We start from the raw sequence: 15,442 nt of genomic DNA on the forward strand, positions 1-15,442 counted from the left end.
GGCGGATCAGTCGTCCGAGCCGTGGCCGCGCCCACCCTTGTCGTCGGAGCCGTGCTCGCTCCGGTGATCCGAGCCGTGGCCCCGGCCGCGGTGGTCGTCGCCCTTCTCCGAACTGCGGCTCCGCGAGCCGCCCTTGTCGTCACCGGGCTCGGCGTGGCGGGTGCGGGAACCACCCTTGTCATCGCCAGGCTCGGCGTGGCGGGTGCGGGTGCCGCCCTTGTCGTCGCCAGGCTCGGCGTGGCGGGTGCGGGAACCACCCTTGTCGTCGCCGGCCTCCGATCGCTTCCGGTCACCACCGTGATCGTCCACCCGACCCGAAGCCGACGGGGACGCCGATCGCTTCCGGTCACCACCGTGGTCATCCACCCGGCCCGAAGCCGAAGCGGAGGCCGAGGGCGAGGCCGAGGGCGACACCGAAGCGGACGCCGACACCGAGGCCGACGGCGACGCCGAGGACCGCGGGCTGTCGTCGGCCCCGTCGGACGCCAGCGCCGTCCCGGCCAGCCCGAGAACGGTGAGAGCGCCGGCCGCGAGCGCCACAGCGGTACGAATCTTGTTCATCTCAAAACCTCCAGGTCGATCTGACCTGCAAAGAATCGCGCCCGGAGACCTATCGGCACGCTGTCCGACCGTTAAGGCCCGGCTAAGAACCGATCCCTTCCGGTCACTGCCACACCCTTTTTCGGTACGAATGTCGGGCGACCGCCCGCAGGCTACAAGCCGAGTCCCGTGGTGGTCTCGCGCGACGCCGCCCCCACTCCCGACCGCAGCGCGCCCCCAGGCCCCGGCTGGCGCTGAGGGGCCCCTCAACAGCCCGGAGACACCCCTCACCACCAGCCGGGCCCGGAAGCGCACCGCGGCCCGGGGTGGCGGTGGCCTCGCGGGGTCAGGCGAGCGGGGTCCAGGTGCGCTGGTAGGTGCCCAGCCAGCGGTGGGGGGCGTAGGAGCGGACCGCCTGCTCGATCCGGGCCGGGACCGCTGACGCGTCCGGCATCGGGAGGCGGAACCGTTCGGACGGCAGGCCCGGGTGCGGCGGCGGCTCGGTGGCCGGGCGCAGGCCCGCGACCCGGTCGGTCAGGTCGACACCGGGTGCCGGGAAGAACTCCAGCACGTGGCCCTGGCGGCGGACCCCCTCGGGCAGCGGCACCTTCTGCGGGGCGGGGTTGACCTTGTAGGCGATGCCGACGCCGACCAGGTCGGACCAGGGGATGCCGTGGATGCCTGCCTGGTCGACGGTGACACCGGTCCGGCCGAGGAGCTTCGGCGCGAAGATCACCAGGGCACCGAACGGGATCAGGAACAGGAACGTGCAGACCCAGGCCAGGAACCGGGTCGTCGGGTCGTCGCCGCCGACCAGGTGCTCCTCCGGGTTGACCGCGGCCATCAGCGCCGCGAACCCGAAGAAACCGGACCCGAGCACCCCGCCCGCCCAGACCCGGAAATTACCCTGACGGAAGTCGATGTACATCCGCGCGATGATAGCCGCGCGGTCAGCGGCAGGCGGCCAGCGCGGCGTGGCGGCCTTCGCGCCAGAGCGCTCCGGCTTCGCCGAATCCGGCGGTCCGGGCCGCGGCGGCGTGCCAGCTCAGCCCGGCCGTGAAACCCGCCGGCGGACGATCGCGGAACAGCGCGGCGCGGGCGTCCATCAGGCCGCCGATCTCCGGTACGGCGGACAGCTCACTCCACCACCGCGCCCAGGCGAGTTCGGCGGCCGCCTCGCCGGGGCCGGGGTCGAGCACCCGCATCAGCCCGGGCAGCCCGTCGTCGGGCATCAGGTCGGCGACGACGAGCACTCCGCCGGGCGCGAGCGCCTCCCGGGCCGCGGCGTAGAGCGCGTGGATCGCGGCCGGGGACAGGTAGTGCACGGTCATCACCGCGGTGATCAGGTCGTGGCCGCCGCCGGCGCGGGCCGTCCACGCGGTCGAGGCGAGGTCGGCGCCGACCACCCCGATCACGTCGGGCAGGCCGGCCCGGGCCAGTTCGAGCAGCACCGGGTCCAGGTCGACGAGGGTGACCGTGGCCTCCGGCCAGCGGGCGGCCATCCGTTCGGCGAGCAGTCCCGGGCCGCCGCCGAGGTCGAGCACCCGGCGCGGCGGGCCACCGCGCAGCGCCTCGACCGCGGTGCCGAGCGCCCGTTCCAGGCCGGCCAGGCCGGGGATGAAGCCGGTCATCATCGCGTCCCAGGTGCTGCGCCAGGCGGCGACGCGCACCGGGTCGAGAGCGATCGGGGTCATGGCGGCTGCTTTCGTGGCTCCACGGCGTCGTGTCCCGGAACCCGCCGGTCGACGGCACGCGGCGGGGCTCCGGAACACATTCTGAAATGACAACCGTTTCTAACAGAACGGGGCGGCGTTCAGTCGTGATTCAGCGCGGCGAGCCGCTCGAGCAGGCGGTCGATCTCGGCGGGTGAGTTGTGCACGTGCAGGCTCACCCGTACCGAAGAGGTCTTCTCCCCCTCGTCTCCCTGGCAGTGGCCGTCGGCCCGGACCAGCAGGCCGTCCGCGGCCAGGATGAAACCGAGGTCGTTGGAGCCGATCGTGCGGTGCCGGAACGTGACGATGCCCTGCCGGCGCTGTGTCGCGGAGGCCGCCGCGAGACTGCTCTGACAGCCGAGCACCTGATAGGCGTCCAGCTCGGCCAGACCCGCGGTGAGCCGGGCGCCGAGGTCGCGGGTCCACCGCTCGATCCGGTCGACGCCGGCCGCGTCCAGCCAGTCCAGCGCCGCGACCAGGCTGACGATGCCGCTGGTGTTCGGGGTGCCGCGCCAGCCGGCCTCGGCATACGCCGGTCCGCGCCGGTTGCCGGACCAGATCGCGCCGGTGCCGGGCAGGGCGAGGGCCTTGTGGCCGGAGAAGACCAGGAAGTCGACGTCCAGCGCGGCCAGCGAGATCGGCAGGTGCCCGACGCTCTGCGCGGCGTCCAGGCAGATCGGCACGCCCGGTCCGGCCGCCGCGCGCAGCCGGGACACGTGCATGTCGTTGCCGTAGACGTGGTGCACGTGGGTGGCGGCGATCAGCCGGGTCCGCGGGGTGACCAGCCGGGCCAGGCGGGCGGCGTCGTAGTCGTGGGCGTCGTCGTACGGCATGGCGCGCAGGGTGACGTGGGCGCCGCGGGCGCGGGCCAGGGCGGCGGCCTCCTGCCAGGGCACGATGTTCGCGTTGTGGTCGGCGTACGGGACCACGATCTCGTCGCCGTCGCGCAGCTGCGGGGCGAGCCAGTCCCGGGCCACGGCGCGCAGGCCCTCGGTGGCGCCGCTGACGAAGTGCACCCCGGAGCGGTCCGGAGCCGGGTCGCCGAGGAAGACGCGCACCCGGTCACGGGCCTGTTCGATCCGGGCCGTGGTGCGGTTGGCCCAGGGGTACGTGCCCCGGGCGGCGTTGGCGTTCTCGCCGGTCAGGTAGTCGAGCACGGCGTCCAGGACGGGTTGCGGCTTCTGCGAGGTGGCCGCGCTGTCCAGGTAGGCCACGTCCGGGTGGCCGGTGACGATCGGGAAGTGGGCGCGCAGCTCCCGCTGCCAGGCCGGGTCAGTCACGGACCAGCTCGGCTCCGGCGTCGCGCCAGGCGATGATCCCGCCGTGCAGGGAGCGGGCGTCCGGGTGGCCCATCCGGGTGAGCAGCGCGGAGTATCTCGCGGACTTCTCGCCGACCGGGCAGACCAGCAGCACCGGGCGGCGGCGACTGAACGGCAGCCCGGCCGGCAGCAGCTCGGCGAACACCTCGTCGACGATGTTGATCGAGCCGGCGATGTGCAGCGCCTGGAACGCGTACGGGCTGCGCAGGTCGACCACCACGGCGTTCGTCTCGGTGAGCCAGCGCTGGGCGTCGCCGACGCCGAGCACCGGCGCGGCGGCCAGCTCGGCGCCGGTCAGGGTGCCGGCCGAGTTGCGCCGCGGTGGCCGGCCGAACAGCTCGGGGCGGCGGTCCCGCACGTAGGAGAGGTAGCTCTCCACCCGGTCGCAGACGATGAACACCGCCGTCTTGCGACTCGTGAGGCCGGCATCGATCGTACGAAGGAAGCGGACCGCCCCCTGGAACGCGCCGCCACCGGTCGGACCGGTCAGGATGCCGCAGCGCCGCACCAGGGTCAGCAGGCCGTCGATCGCGTCGTCCGCGTCGATGGTCTCCAGGGCGTCGTAGACGGCCGGGTCGAACAGCCCCACCTCGTGCACCTCGTCGATGGTCCGGATCCCCGGGATGAAGTCGCCCTTCGCCGCGACCAGCCCGACCACCTCGACGTCGGCGTGGTGCTGGCGCAGCACCCGGGCCACCCCGGTGGACGAGCCGGCCGTGCCCACGCAGGCGACGAAGTAGTCCGGCGCGCGCCCGTCCAGGTCCTTGACGATCTCCGGGCCGGTGCCGTACGCGTGGGCGTCCACGTTGCGCTCGTTGAAGTACTGGTCGGTGTGCAGGTAGCCGCCCCCGGACGCGGCCAGCCGCTGGTGCATCCGGGTGAGCGGGTCGTCGGTGTCGGTCGGGTCGAGGCACTCGGACTGGCCGGGCAGCTCGTCGATCTCCGCGCCGAGCAGGAGCAGCAGCTCCTTGATCTCGGGCACCTTCATCCGGTTGGTGACGCTCTTGAACGGCACGCCGTGCATCCCGGCGAGCAGCGCGAGGGCCTTGGCGGTGTTGCCGCTGGACAGCTCGACCAGGGTGTCGCCGGGCGCCGCGCCGGACAGCAGCGGGCCGGCCATGTGCCAGGCGGCCCGGTCCTTCACCGAGCCGAACGGGTTGAGCAGCTCCAGCTTGGCGTACAGGTCGACGTTGGCCAGGCCGTGCACGGCCGGGTCGATGCGGACCAGCGGGGTGGCGCCGATCGCCTCGGTGATGTCGTCGTATCTCATCGGGTCTCCTGCCGGGGGTGGACAGGCCAGTACTGCTCGTCGAGGCACCAGCGGTGGCGGCCGCCGGAACGGTGGACCGCCACGGTGCGGGCCACCGGCTGGCGCAGGGCGGTGGTGGCGCTGAAGTCCATGAAGTAGCCGGCCGTGTTGACGAAGGCGAGCAGGTCACCGGGGCGGGGCAGCACCGGCAGGAACACCGTGCGACGGGTGATCAGGTCGGCCTCCAGGCAGAGGTTGCCGAACAGGTGGACGGCGGCCGGGCCGGCGCGGCGGTCACCGGTGCGCGGGATCACCACCGGATCCATCAGTACGCCGTGCTCCTCGAGGCTGACGTCACGGGCGTTGAGGTCCAGCCGGACCGCGTCGCCGTCGGCCGACAGCACCCGGGCCAGGACCAGGCCGCACTGGTCGAGCAGGGCGCGGCCGGGTTCGATGTCCAGGTCGTACATGTGGTCGAGCAGCAGCTCGCCGAGCGGGCGGCCGAGCTCCGGGGCCGGGGTGCCGAGCAGGCGGTCCAGGTAGGCGGCGCCGGACACCGGCCGGTGGGCCGGGTACAGCGCCAGGGTCCCGCGCAGGGTGCCGTTCTCGGCGCGCAGGCCGTACCCGTGGCCGTCCCAGGTCATCCGGGGCCGGCGGCCGAGCACGGCCTGCCCCAGCTCGGTGGTCCAGCGGTCCCACTCGGCGCCGTCGGCCAGGTAGTTCACGCCGAAGCCGCCGCCGATGTCCAGCGACCGCGGGCGCAGGCCCCGGGCCCGGCACGCGTCCAGAGCGGCCAGGCAGCCCTCCAGCGCCACCGCCTTCTCGGGCAGCCCGACGGTGTCCAGGTGATAGGCCACCCCGGTCAGCTCCAGCTGGTCGGGGTGTTTCTCCAGCACGTCGAGCAGCTCGGGCAGCCGGCCGGCCGGGGTGCCGAACCGGCTGCGGCGGGTCAGCACCCGCACGCCGGTCGAGGTGAATCCGGCGAGCCGCAGGCTGACCGGCACCCGGGGCAGCCGGTGCCCGGCCACGATGCCGGCCAGCTCGGCGAGCTCGTCGGCGGAATCGACGCTGACGGTCACCCCGGTGCGGGCGGCGAGCCAGAGGAATTCGCGATTCTTCGGCCCGGTCGCGACGATCCGGTCCGGGGTGAATCCGGCGCCCAGGGCGTGTTGCAACTCGCCGAGGGAGGCCACGTCCACCCCGGTGTCGCCGGCCGCGAGTTCTCGCAGCAGCGCGCCGGAACGGTTGGCCTTGTGCGCGTAGTAGAGGCGGCCGCCGAGACGGTGCCGGCGGTAGGTCTCCCGGAACGCGGCGACGTTCGCCGCCAGCTGGCGCGGCAGGACCAGGTTGAGGGGTGAGCCCAGCGCGTCCAGCAGTTCGGCCAGGAATTCGTGGTCGTCGAGCAGGGATTGGAGGTTCGTGTCGATTCTCGGCGTCAGACTCAGCATCTGCGTCTCCCGATTTCACCGGCGTTTTCTCAACGTATCTGACAACGAGTTTCATCGCCAGTCCGGATCGGGTGAATGCCGTGTCAACGGCTCTGTCGGCAATTCCTTGAAATGCTCATATGAGCACCTACGAATAAATGGGCGGCCGAGGGCCGCCCATCCATTCACTCATTCCGTTTCATTCAGCCCTTGATGCCGTAGACCGCCGGAACGCTCAGGGTGCGTGCGGTCTTGGTGCCGCCCAGCACGATCTTGCGGTACGAGATGTTGTTCTTCGTGCTCAGCTCGCTGAGCTTGCCGACCGGGTTGGCCTTCACCCGGATGTAGTAGGTGCCGTTGGCCAGGCCGGTGACGTCGAACGACTGACCCGGACGGTCCTGGCTGTAGGTGTCACCGTTGCCGATGTCGAGCACCTCGCGCACCGCCACCGCGGTGTTGCCACCGCACGCCGTGGACAGGTCGGTGTTCTCCGGCCGCCACTTGGCGCTCTTCAGCGTGTAGTCGACCGCGTCCGTGTTGGCCAGGCAGAACGCCTCCTTGCCACTGCGGACCGCGAGCTTCTTGTCGGCTTTCAGCAGGTCGTAGCGCGCGAAGTCGGTGAAGTGCCAGTGCTTGTGGCCCTCCCGCTTGTCCCACTCCATGGTGCCGGCCGCGAACGAGCCGACCTGCTTGCCCTTGGCGTCGAAGACGTACTGGTAGGCGTCCATCAGCTCACTGCCGGTGCGGCGGAAGCCGTCGACGAGCAGCGGGGACGAGCCGGCGTTCCAGACGGTGGCGCCGAAGTTGACGTACCACCGGCCGTTGACCTGGCCGGTCGTCTCGTTGCGACCCTTCTCCAGCGAGATCCCCCAGGCCGGCAGCGAGCGCAGGTCGGGGCGCGGGCCGGTCTTCGGCGCGACCTTGGCCGCGGCCGGACGGGACGCCGGGGCCCGGAACTGCGGCAGATAGTCGGAAATCTGCGCGGACTCGTCGCCCTCGCCGTGGTTGTGCCCGCCCGGCGTGGTCTTCGGCGCCACCGCGGCGGCGCTCGCGGCCTTCTGCTCCGGCGTGACGTTGACGACGGTCACCGCGACCGACGCGGTCGCGCTCTTCGCCGGGACCTTGAAGAACTTCCGGTACGCCGGGTTGAGCGCGACGCTCACCTGGTACTTGCCGGCGGCCAGGTCGAACGCCTTGCCGCTGGTCGGCATCGGGTTGATCCCGGCGTTCCAGCCGGCCTGGATGCCCCACACCGCACCGAGCAGGAACGGGTTGCCGCCCTCACTGGTCCGGCCGGCGCAGTACCGCGGGTACGGCGTCTGGGCCGGGGCGTCCCGGCGGGTGCGCACCGAGTCGTAGGTGTTCGGGCAGAAGTCCGTCTGGTACTTCTTGACCACCTTGCCGGCGGTGTTCTTGATCGTGATGGTGGTGAAGTTGCGCAGGCCGCTGAAGTCGCTGACCGAACCGGCCGGCAGCTTCACCGCGGTCTTCTTACCGTTCTTGGTCACGATCTGCCGCGCCACGATCTTGCTCTGGTACGACGTGCGGGTGGTCCGGATCTCCAGCGGGGACTTGCCCGCGATCACGTTGACGCCCAGGTCGAGGTAGATACCGCTGCCCTCGTCGCCGACGTAGCGCTCCGCGATGACGCTCTTGGTGGCCGCGACCAGGCTGATCGCCCCCGGTGCGGGGGCCGCCTGCGCGACCCCGATCCCCGAGCCGAGCAGTACCAGCGTGGTCGCGCCGGCGACCACTGCCCTTCGCTTACCGGTCATGCGTTTCCCCCAGGTTCTGTCCTACGTGTGGGGGTCATGCAACCGGGTTACCTGTGTGGTGGCTGTGAACAAGACGGTGAAACCTGTCGAAGCAGTTTGCAAACCGTACGTACGTCTTGTTAGATCGCAGCATGCCCGTGCTTCTCCTGGCCACGCTGATCAACGCGTTCGGTAACGGCGCCTACCTGACCACCAGCGTGCTCTTCCTGACAACTGTCGCCGGGCTGAGCCCCGCGATGATCGCCATCGGACTCAGCGCCGGCGCGGCCGCCGGGGTGCTGGCGATGACCCCGCTCGGGTACGTCGCCGACCGGTACGGGCCGAAACGACTGTCCATGCTGTCCATGGTGGTGCTGGCCGGCGCGTACACCGGGCTGCTCGCGGTGCACTCCGTCGTGCCGTTCGCACTGCTCTCCTGCCTGATCGCGGTGGCCACCGCGATGGTCAAGGGCGCGAACGGGGCCCTCGCCGCCGGTGGCGTGCCGCCCGGGCAGCGGCTGGCGATGCGGGCCCGGATGCGCACCATGTCGAACGCCGGGATCGGGCTGGGCACGCTCGCCGGGAGTGTGCCGCTGCTGGTGCACCACGACCTCGCGTACGTGGTGGTGCTGCTGGTCAACGCGGCCACGTTCCTGGTGGCGGCGGCCCTGCTGACCCGGGCGCCGGCCGTCGCACCCCAGGTCACCCCGGCCGGCGGGCCGCGCCTGGTGGCGTTGCGCGACCGCCCGTTCCTGGCCTTCGCGGCGCTGGACGGGTTGCTCTCCAGCACCTACAACGACCTGCTCGCCATCGGCCTGCCGCTGTGGCTGGCCACCGGAGCGCACGCCCCGCTCTGGCTGATCTCGGTCGCCCTGGTGATCAACACAGCCGGGTGCGTGCTGCTGCAGGTACGGATGACCCGCGGGGTGCACGACCTGGCCGCGGCCGGCCGCTCCGCCCTGCGCGGCAGCGTGGTGATCGCCCTGGCCTGCGCGGTGTTCGCGGCGACGGCGGGCCGGTCGCCGTGGACGGCCGGCGCGCTGATCGTGGTGGCCGCGGTGATCCACGTGCTCGGCGAGCTGTGGTTGTCGACCGGCAGCTGGGGCATCGTCTTCGCGCTGGCGCCGCCCTGGGCGCAGGGGCAGTACCAGGGGACGTACTTCGCCGGGCGCGGCCTCGGCGACATGGTGGCGCCGCCGCTGATCACCGCGTGTGTGCTGGGCCTGCACGCCGGGGGCTGGCTGGTGCTGGCCCTGTTCTTCGCGCTCGGCGGCCTGCTCTACCGCCCGCTCACCCGCTGGGCTGGCACTCAGGGGTCCCTCAGCGTGCCGGAGGCACCGCTGAGCACCAGCCGGTAACCGGAAGGCGCGCCACGGCCCGGACCGGCCGGCAACCCCGCGAGCCCGCGCGGCGCGCGAGAGCCGCACGGCCACCGGAGCCCGGCTGGCGCTCAGGGGTGCCTCAAGGTGCCGCAGGCACCCCTGAGAACCAGCCAGGACCCGGAGACGCGCTGCGGTCCGCACCCGATGACGGCGTCGCGGCGGCCCCACGGGCGCGACTCGGCTCGTAGCCTGCGGACTGGGAGTCATAGTTCGTACCGTAAAAGGGTTAAACCGCGCGGCGGGCGCACTCCGGTGACCAGGCGTCGGCGCCGCGGAGGAAGTCCGGGATCTCGGTGGCGGCGGCCTCGGCGCGGGTGAGTTGCGGGCGGTCGGCGGTGACCAGCGCGCCCGGGCCGGTGTTGCGGTATTCGGCGAGGCGGGCGTCGCGCCAGGGCCAGGTGCCGAAGTCGCTCCAGGCGGTGGCACCGATGTGCGCGCCGATCCAGGAGTCGCGGATGACCGTCTGGCCGACGGCGTTCGGGTCGTTGCTCGGGTGCCAGGGGCGGCCCAGCAAGACCGTGCCGGCCGGTGCGTCCGAGGTCAGCCGGCAGTAGCTGAACAGCAGGCCGTGCGGGTTGGTGAGGTCGGTGCTGGGCGCGGTGACGTAGCCGTTGGGGCTGCTGCCGCGGTCGAGCGAGTGGATCCGGCAGCGGTCGAAGACCGCGGTGGCCCGGCCGAAGATGAAGTCGACGTCGCCCTCGACGTAGCAGTCGCGGAAATACGCGCGGGCGACGACGCCGGCCGCGGTGCTGTTGACGTAGAGGGTGTCCTGGTTGGCCAGGAACCGGACCCGGTCGAAGACCAGCTTGTCGGCGCGGGTGAGCACGGCGACCGCCTGCCGGTTGGCGATCTCCGGGTGGGCGGCCTCGTCGAAGAGGTTCGCGAAGGTCAGGTTCGTGGCGCGGAACCCGGCGCCGCTGATCGTGACCGAGGCGCTGCCCGAGGTGCCCCACGGGGTGCCGTCCGGTTTGAGGGTGCCGTTCGCGCGGTCGTCGGCGATCACCACGTCGGACGGCGAGCGTCCGAGGCCGCGCAGCTCGATCGCGGTCTTGCCGGCCGGGACGATCACCTGGCCGAGGTAGGTGCCGGGGCGGACGCCGATCACGTACGGCGTGGTCGCGCCGGACGGTGCGGCGTCGATCGCGGCCTGGGCGGTGGTGACGTCACCGGAGCCGTCGGCGGCGAGGACCAGGTCCAGCCGGGGATGGGCGGCGGCCGGGGTGCCCCAGGCGACTCCGGCACCGGCGGTCAGGGCGAGAAGGGTTCGACGGCGCATGGCTGGCTCCCTGCGGGAAAGGGCTTTCCTCCCGGCACCGTAGGCGAACGGATCCAGGCTCGTCAATCACCCGCGGCGTAACACGTCGGCAATCGTGGTGTTGCACGAGCGGGTTCCGCGCCCTAGGTTGAGGGACACGCCATATCGAACAGCGCCGATGCCCATCCCCCATCGTCGAAGCGCTTCGACGGTCGAGCTCCGGCGCTGCCATCCCCCTCGAAGGAGGCGCTTCATGCGCAAACTACGGATCGCGGTGTCCGCCCTCGTCGCCGCCGCCTTGCTGTTCGTCGCACCCCAGGCCGCCCAGGCCGCGGTGTGGGGCTCGTCCGACCAGTGGGCCACCTGGAGCAACGGTGGTTACACGCTCTACAACAACATCTGGGGCAGCGGGGCCGGCCCGCAGTCCATCTGGGCGAACTCGTACAGCAACTGGGGTGTGTGGGCGAACCACCCGAACACCGGCGGGGTCAAGGCGTACCCGAACGCCAGCAAGAGCGTGAACAAGAAGTTGAGCGCGCTGGGCAGCGCCACCAGCAGCTTCAACGTCACGGTGCCGTCCAGCGGGGCGTACACCACCGCCTACGACATCTGGGCCAACAACAACGCGTACGAGATCATGCTCTGGATGAACAAGCAGGGCGCGGTCGGCCCGCTCGGATCGTTGCAGGCCACCGCCACGGTCGGCGGGCACACCTGGAACGTCTACAGCGGATCGAACGGGGCGAACGCGGTGTACTCGTTCGTCCGGACCGGCAACACCAGCGCCGGCACCGTCGACATCAAGGCGATCATGAACTGGATCAAGGGCAAGGGCTGGTTCGGTGACGTCACCCTCGGCAACATCCAGTTCGGCTACGAGATCACGTCGTCGAGCGGCGGCCTGAACTTCGTCACCAACAGCTATTCCGCGTCCGCTTCCTGAAGCAATTACCGGGCGGGCGATGGCACCCGCCCGGTAATCCACTCTCAGCAGTACTCCCGGAATCCCGCGCTGAATCCGCGATCGAATCCCCGGTCGTATCCGCGTTCGTAGTCCCGCTCCCGGTCACGGAAGCCCCGGTGCATGCTCATCGCCCGGCGGCAGTCGTCCTTGGCCTGGTCCCAGCCGTCGCCGTACCCGTCCCGGTAGCCCTGACGGTAGTCCCGATCACTGACCGGGGCGCCGGCGTGCGCGCTGCCACCGACCACGACAGCCGGCACGGGCGCGGCCGTCGCGGCCGACACGGTGACGCCCTGAACGACGCCGATGCCGCCCAGAAACAGCAGGGTCCCGGCCACCGCGCTCATTTTCCTGATACTCGTCATCACATCTCCCCCAGATTGATGATCCGGGCCGAAGGCCCGGCACCAAGAAATGTACGCCGCCGTTTCCGGACCGCTGGAGAACACGAATTTCCGTACGAATATCAGCGCGTTATCGGACACCGTTCGCACCTAGGCCGAATCCCGGTTCCCCCATTCGGTCCAGGGCGGTTCGACCGTTCGTCGGAGTGGGCACGCCAGAGCGGCGCCGACCGTGATCGGCGCCGCGGTGACACCCGGATTCAGCTCACGAACAGCAGCAGGTTCGGCGAGCCGGTGCCGGGATTGGTCACCTTGCCACTGGTGGCCTTGCCGGTCAGGTACGCCGACACCTGCGCCGGGGTGTACGACGGGTTCGCCTGCAACGCGAGCGCCGCCGCGCCGACCACGTGCGGGGTGGCCATCGAGGTCCCGCTGATCGTGTTGGTGGCCGTGGTGCTCGAGTACCAGGCCGAGGTGATCGACGAGCCGGGCGCGAACAGGTCGAGGCAGGTGCCGTAGTTGGAGTAGGACGCCCGGGCATCCGTGCTGGTAGTGGCACCGACCGTGATCGCGGTGGGCACCCGGGCCGGCGAGTAGTTGCAGGCGCTGCGGTTGTTGTTGCCGCCCGCCACGCCGTACGTGATGCCGGCCGCGATCGAGTTGCGGACCGCGGTGTCCAGCGTGCTGCTGGCCCCGCCGCCGAGGCTCATGTTCGCCACGGCCGGTTTGATCGCGTTGCTGGTCACCCAGTTGATCCCGGAGACCACGCCGGCCGTGGTGCCGCTGCCCGAGCAGTTCAGCACCCGGACGCCGACCAGCTGGACGGCCTTGGCCACACCGTACGTCGAGCCGCCGACGGTGCCCGCCACGTGGGTGCCGTGCCCGTTGCAGTCGGTGGCGTTGCTGTCGTTGTCGACGAAGTCGTACCCGCTGACCGCGCGGCCGCCGAACTGGGTGTGCGTGGTGAGGATGCCGGTGTCGATGATGTACGCGTGCACGCTCGACGCCGTGTTCGGATAGGTGTACGTGGTGCTCAGTGGCAGGCTGACCTGGTCGATCCGGTCCAGGCCCCAGGTCGCGCCGGTCTGCGTGTCGGCGACGGTGACGACCTGGTTCTGCTCGACGTAGGCGACGGCCGGGTCGGCGGCCAGCCGGCGGGCGGCGGACGCCGACATGCTCGCGGCGAAGCCCTGCAGCGCGCTGGCGTAGACCTCGCGCACCGTTCCGGTGTACTTCCTGGTCAGTGCGCCGGCCTGGGTGGTGGCGACGCCGCCGTCCTTGAGGACGACGAGGTAGCTGCCGGCGATGGCGGTGGACGAGTCGGCCTGGCGGATCTCACCGTAGGCGGGCGCGGCCGCGGCAGGGGTGCCCAGGCCGGCGATGACGGTAGCGGTGAGCGCGGCGATGCCGAGGTGCTGGATTCTCACGTGCCGTGGTCCTCTCGATCGACATGGAGAAGAGGAGCCCCCGTGGAATGTGGACGCTACCAGTCATACATTGACCAGGATAGATGGCTTCAGGCTTCGGTTCCGGCCGGCTCGCTGGGTGTCCAGGCGAACGCCAGCGCCCCGCCGACCAGCGCCAGCAGCAGGCCGACGAGGAAGCCGCCCATGTTCGACGTCAGCCAGGAGCCGAGCGCGCAGACGATCGCGATCAGCGAGTAGAAGACCCGCTGGACCGGGTGGAACCAGAGCAGCAGCCCGCACAGGACGAGCACGATCGGCACCACGTACCCGATGAAGCTCTGGATGCCGACGTGCAGCACCACGCCGAGCGGCGCCCACACGGTCAGTAGGATCTCCACACCACCGAGCAGCACGAACAGGCCACCCCAGAACGGCCGGCTGCGCCGCCAGCCACGCCAGGCCCGCCAGGCGGTGACGCCCGGCGGAGCCCGGTGCGACGCGGTCCGAGCCGGCTCCGGGTGCGACGGGTCGGGGGGACCCACCGGGACGCCGATCTCGGACATGGTCAGCAGCCGTCCGAGGTGAACGACATCCGCAGGTTGGGCAGGTGGAACGTGGCCGCCGTGGTGGCGTAGTTGTTCTGCCGCAGGTTCTCGATGGTCACCTCGTCGGCCTGCTGGCCGAAGACGCCGATGCCACCCTTGGCGCCCGGCACCTTGTCCAGCGTGCTGGCGTCCTGGCCGATGTCGATCTTCTTGAAGTCGGCGTTGCCGCTGATCACGTCGGAGTCGACGACGAGCTGGTCGGCGGTCACCTTGTTGGTGGCGCTGCCCGCGGTGAGCTTCAGGTTGATGCCGCCGAGGCTGATGGCCTGGCACAGGCCGTCCAGCTCGGCGTCGTTGATCGCGGAGACGATGAGGATCATCTGGCCGCCGGTGTCGCCCTCGTTCGGGCTGCCCGGCTCCATGTTGTCGAGCACCGCGTACTGCTCGAAGCCGTAGCCGTGCAGCTTGGGCGAGGTGACCGTGAACGGCATGCCGGAGATCGAGAAGGACGCCGCGAGCACACCCTTGCCGGTCAGCAGGACCAGGCCGACGGTGGCCGCGAGGCCGGTGAGCAGCATCGCGGTGAACCGGCGCCAGCGGGTCCGGCCGTGACGTGTGGAGGACATCCAGTCTCCTTTGCGATTCCTCTGTTGACGGGGTGAGACGCCGGTGCGGGCACTGCGGATGCCGCACGAACGGGTCACCATTGGCGTTGCTCGATGGATTTCGAGGAAGTTACGCCGCAGTAACAGAGGCCGTCAAGAGGAGCGGGCCGTCATTCAGTCAGTGAAAAACCCCGTCGGTATCTGATGTGGCGCACGGGGCCACCACCCGGGCGCCGGCCGGTGGCGTGACCAACTCCCGTGCGGCGGCCTCGCGACCCACGAACGGCGCCATCATGAAATACCCGAGCATCGGCAGCAACTGCGGCAACTCGGCGACCCGGCCGGTGGAGACGTGCCCGTAGATGGTCGAGTAGACGCCGCCCACCACCGTGTCGACCAGGCCGTCCGGCACCGGCGGGGCGTCGGCGAAGAACCGGGCGAACCGGCCGAGCAGCTCGGTACGCTCCCGGCGCGCCTGCGGACCGGCCGCGTCGATCTCCACGATCGCCATGGTGGCGAACGCGGGGACGCTGGCCAGCACGTCGAGCAGCACCTTGAGCGCGACCCGGGCGCCGTCGCGCCAGTCCTGCTCGCGCAGGTACGCCTCGTCCATCAGCCGCAGCACCACCTGGGTGCCGTGCCGGTAGGTGTCCAGGAACGCGTCCTCCTTGCCGGCGAAGAGCGCGTAGAACGCCGGGCGGGTCACTCCGGCCGCCGTGCAGATGTCGCTGACCCGGGCGTTCGCGTATCCCTTCTCGGCGACCGTGTGCACCAGCGCGTCGAACAGCCGCTCCCGCTGCGTCGCCGCGATGACCTCGGGCGGGAGCGAGCGCGGGCCGCGTTTGATCGCCCGGGACGGATCCCGGCCGGGCCGGGCGCCGGGCAGGGGACTGATCGTCGGATTCGTCATCGTCGCCCCTCAATGTCTTGACATGGGATACCG

General features: G+C 71.1%; 15 protein-coding genes. 2 read left to right on the forward strand and 13 right to left on the reverse strand.

From position 1 onward, the window contains the following. Positions 1 to 6 precede the first annotated feature (6 nt). The 7 genes from Apa02nite_RS01830 to Apa02nite_RS01860 form a co-directional block, all read right to left on the reverse strand. Positions 7 to 561 carry a hypothetical protein gene (locus tag Apa02nite_RS01830; RefSeq protein ID WP_203823521.1) on the reverse strand — a complete coding sequence of 185 codons (555 nt, stop codon included), beginning with the start codon at positions 559 to 561 and terminating at the stop codon, positions 7 to 9. Positions 562 to 886: 325 nt separating this feature from the next. Next, positions 887 to 1,468, reverse strand: a complete 582-nt coding sequence (locus Apa02nite_RS01835) for a hypothetical protein (RefSeq protein WP_203823522.1) — start codon at positions 1,466 to 1,468, stop codon at positions 887 to 889. A 22-nt stretch (positions 1,469 to 1,490) separates the two neighbouring features. After that, on the reverse strand, positions 1,491 to 2,234 hold the full coding sequence (locus Apa02nite_RS01840; RefSeq protein WP_239164053.1) for a class I SAM-dependent methyltransferase: 744 nt from the start codon (positions 2,232 to 2,234) through the stop codon (positions 1,491 to 1,493). Positions 2,235 to 2,353: 119 nt separating this feature from the next. After that, positions 2,354 to 3,532 (reverse strand): aminotransferase class V-fold PLP-dependent enzyme, encoded by a 1,179-nt coding sequence (locus Apa02nite_RS01845; RefSeq protein WP_203823523.1) that lies wholly within the window; start codon positions 3,530 to 3,532, stop codon positions 2,354 to 2,356. Next, complete coding sequence (locus Apa02nite_RS01850) at positions 3,525 to 4,841, reverse strand: pyridoxal-phosphate dependent enzyme (RefSeq protein ID WP_203823524.1); 1,317 nt, start codon at positions 4,839 to 4,841, stop codon at positions 3,525 to 3,527. The genes Apa02nite_RS01845 and Apa02nite_RS01850 overlap by 8 nt, the downstream gene beginning before the upstream one ends. After that, a complete protein-coding gene (locus tag Apa02nite_RS01855; protein ID WP_203823525.1) occupies positions 4,838 to 6,268 on the reverse strand; it encodes an alanine racemase in 1,431 nt (476 codons plus the stop codon). Before Apa02nite_RS01855 ends, Apa02nite_RS01850 begins: the two co-directional genes overlap by 4 nt. Positions 6,269 to 6,450: 182 nt before the next feature. After that, positions 6,451 to 8,022, reverse strand: a complete 1,572-nt coding sequence (locus Apa02nite_RS01860; protein WP_203823526.1) for a lysyl oxidase family protein — start codon at positions 8,020 to 8,022, stop codon at positions 6,451 to 6,453. A gap of 131 nt (positions 8,023 to 8,153) precedes the next feature. Here Apa02nite_RS01860 and Apa02nite_RS01865 point away from each other — a divergent pair, with 131 nt between their 5' ends. Continuing rightward, on the forward strand, positions 8,154 to 9,359 hold the full coding sequence (locus Apa02nite_RS01865; RefSeq protein ID WP_203823527.1) for an MFS transporter: 1,206 nt from the start codon (positions 8,154 to 8,156) through the stop codon (positions 9,357 to 9,359). 250 nt (positions 9,360 to 9,609) lie between these two features. Here the strand turns inward: Apa02nite_RS01865 and Apa02nite_RS01870 are convergent, their stop codons facing one another. Next, positions 9,610 to 10,659 (reverse strand): pectinesterase family protein, encoded by a 1,050-nt coding sequence (locus Apa02nite_RS01870; RefSeq protein ID WP_203823528.1) that lies wholly within the window; start codon positions 10,657 to 10,659, stop codon positions 9,610 to 9,612. A gap of 232 nt (positions 10,660 to 10,891) precedes the next feature. Here Apa02nite_RS01870 and Apa02nite_RS01875 point away from each other — a divergent pair, with 232 nt between their 5' ends. Next, positions 10,892 to 11,581, forward strand: a complete 690-nt coding sequence (locus Apa02nite_RS01875; protein ID WP_067697920.1) for a GH12 family glycosyl hydrolase domain-containing protein — start codon at positions 10,892 to 10,894, stop codon at positions 11,579 to 11,581. A 44-nt stretch (positions 11,582 to 11,625) separates the two neighbouring features. Here Apa02nite_RS01875 and Apa02nite_RS01880 read toward each other — a convergent pair whose 3' ends face one another. The 5 genes from Apa02nite_RS01880 to Apa02nite_RS01900 form a co-directional block, all read right to left on the reverse strand. Then, positions 11,626 to 11,964 carry a hypothetical protein gene (locus Apa02nite_RS01880; RefSeq protein ID WP_203823529.1) on the reverse strand — a complete coding sequence of 113 codons (339 nt, stop codon included), beginning with the start codon at positions 11,962 to 11,964 and terminating at the stop codon, positions 11,626 to 11,628. Between the two features lie 239 nt (positions 11,965 to 12,203). Then, the gene (locus tag Apa02nite_RS01885; RefSeq protein ID WP_239164054.1) at positions 12,204 to 13,370 is read right to left on the reverse strand and encodes a S8 family peptidase; all 1,167 of its coding nucleotides are present in this window, start codon (positions 13,368 to 13,370) and stop codon (positions 12,204 to 12,206) included. An 89-nt stretch (positions 13,371 to 13,459) separates the two neighbouring features. Beyond that, complete coding sequence (locus tag Apa02nite_RS01890) at positions 13,460 to 13,912, reverse strand: DUF6114 domain-containing protein (RefSeq protein ID WP_203823530.1); 453 nt, start codon at positions 13,910 to 13,912, stop codon at positions 13,460 to 13,462. A gap of 2 nt (positions 13,913 to 13,914) precedes the next feature. Beyond that, positions 13,915 to 14,520 carry a DUF6230 family protein gene (locus Apa02nite_RS01895; protein WP_067697915.1) on the reverse strand — a complete coding sequence of 202 codons (606 nt, stop codon included), beginning with the start codon at positions 14,518 to 14,520 and terminating at the stop codon, positions 13,915 to 13,917. Between the two features lie 157 nt (positions 14,521 to 14,677). Then, the gene (locus tag Apa02nite_RS01900) at positions 14,678 to 15,409 is read right to left on the reverse strand and encodes a TetR/AcrR family transcriptional regulator (protein ID WP_067697913.1); all 732 of its coding nucleotides are present in this window, start codon (positions 15,407 to 15,409) and stop codon (positions 14,678 to 14,680) included. Positions 15,410 to 15,442: the final 33 nt, after the last annotated feature.

The sequence above is a fragment of the Actinoplanes palleronii genome (assembly GCF_016862315.1).
GTDB lineage: Bacteria > Actinomycetota > Actinomycetes > Mycobacteriales > Micromonosporaceae > Actinoplanes > Actinoplanes palleronii.

Coding starts and splice junctions, on each gene's coding strand:
- Apa02nite_RS01880 (WP_203823529.1), bottom strand. CDS start 11,964: ATGACGAGTATCAGGAAAATGAGCGCGGTGGCCGGGACCCTGCTGTTT.
- Apa02nite_RS01900 (WP_067697913.1), bottom strand. CDS start 15,409: ATGACGAATCCGACGATCAGTCCCCTGCCCGGCGCCCGGCCCGGCCGG.
- Apa02nite_RS01855 (WP_203823525.1), bottom strand. CDS start 6,268: ATGCTGAGTCTGACGCCGAGAATCGACACGAACCTCCAATCCCTGCTC.
- Apa02nite_RS01850 (WP_203823524.1), bottom strand. CDS start 4,841: ATGAGATACGACGACATCACCGAGGCGATCGGCGCCACCCCGCTGGTC.
- Apa02nite_RS01875 (WP_067697920.1), top strand. CDS start 10,892: ATGCGCAAACTACGGATCGCGGTGTCCGCCCTCGTCGCCGCCGCCTTG.
- Apa02nite_RS01860 (WP_203823526.1), bottom strand. CDS start 8,022: ATGACCGGTAAGCGAAGGGCAGTGGTCGCCGGCGCGACCACGCTGGTA.
- Apa02nite_RS01890 (WP_203823530.1), bottom strand. CDS start 13,912: ATGTCCGAGATCGGCGTCCCGGTGGGTCCCCCCGACCCGTCGCACCCG.
- Apa02nite_RS01840 (WP_239164053.1), bottom strand. CDS start 2,234: ATGACCCCGATCGCTCTCGACCCGGTGCGCGTCGCCGCCTGGCGCAGC.
- Apa02nite_RS01895 (WP_067697915.1), bottom strand. CDS start 14,520: ATGTCCTCCACACGTCACGGCCGGACCCGCTGGCGCCGGTTCACCGCG.
- Apa02nite_RS01870 (WP_203823528.1), bottom strand. CDS start 10,659: ATGCGCCGTCGAACCCTTCTCGCCCTGACCGCCGGTGCCGGAGTCGCC.
- Apa02nite_RS01865 (WP_203823527.1), top strand. CDS start 8,154: ATGCCCGTGCTTCTCCTGGCCACGCTGATCAACGCGTTCGGTAACGGC.
- Apa02nite_RS01830 (WP_203823521.1), bottom strand. CDS start 561: ATGAACAAGATTCGTACCGCTGTGGCGCTCGCGGCCGGCGCTCTCACC.
- Apa02nite_RS01835 (WP_203823522.1), bottom strand. CDS start 1,468: ATGTACATCGACTTCCGTCAGGGTAATTTCCGGGTCTGGGCGGGCGGG.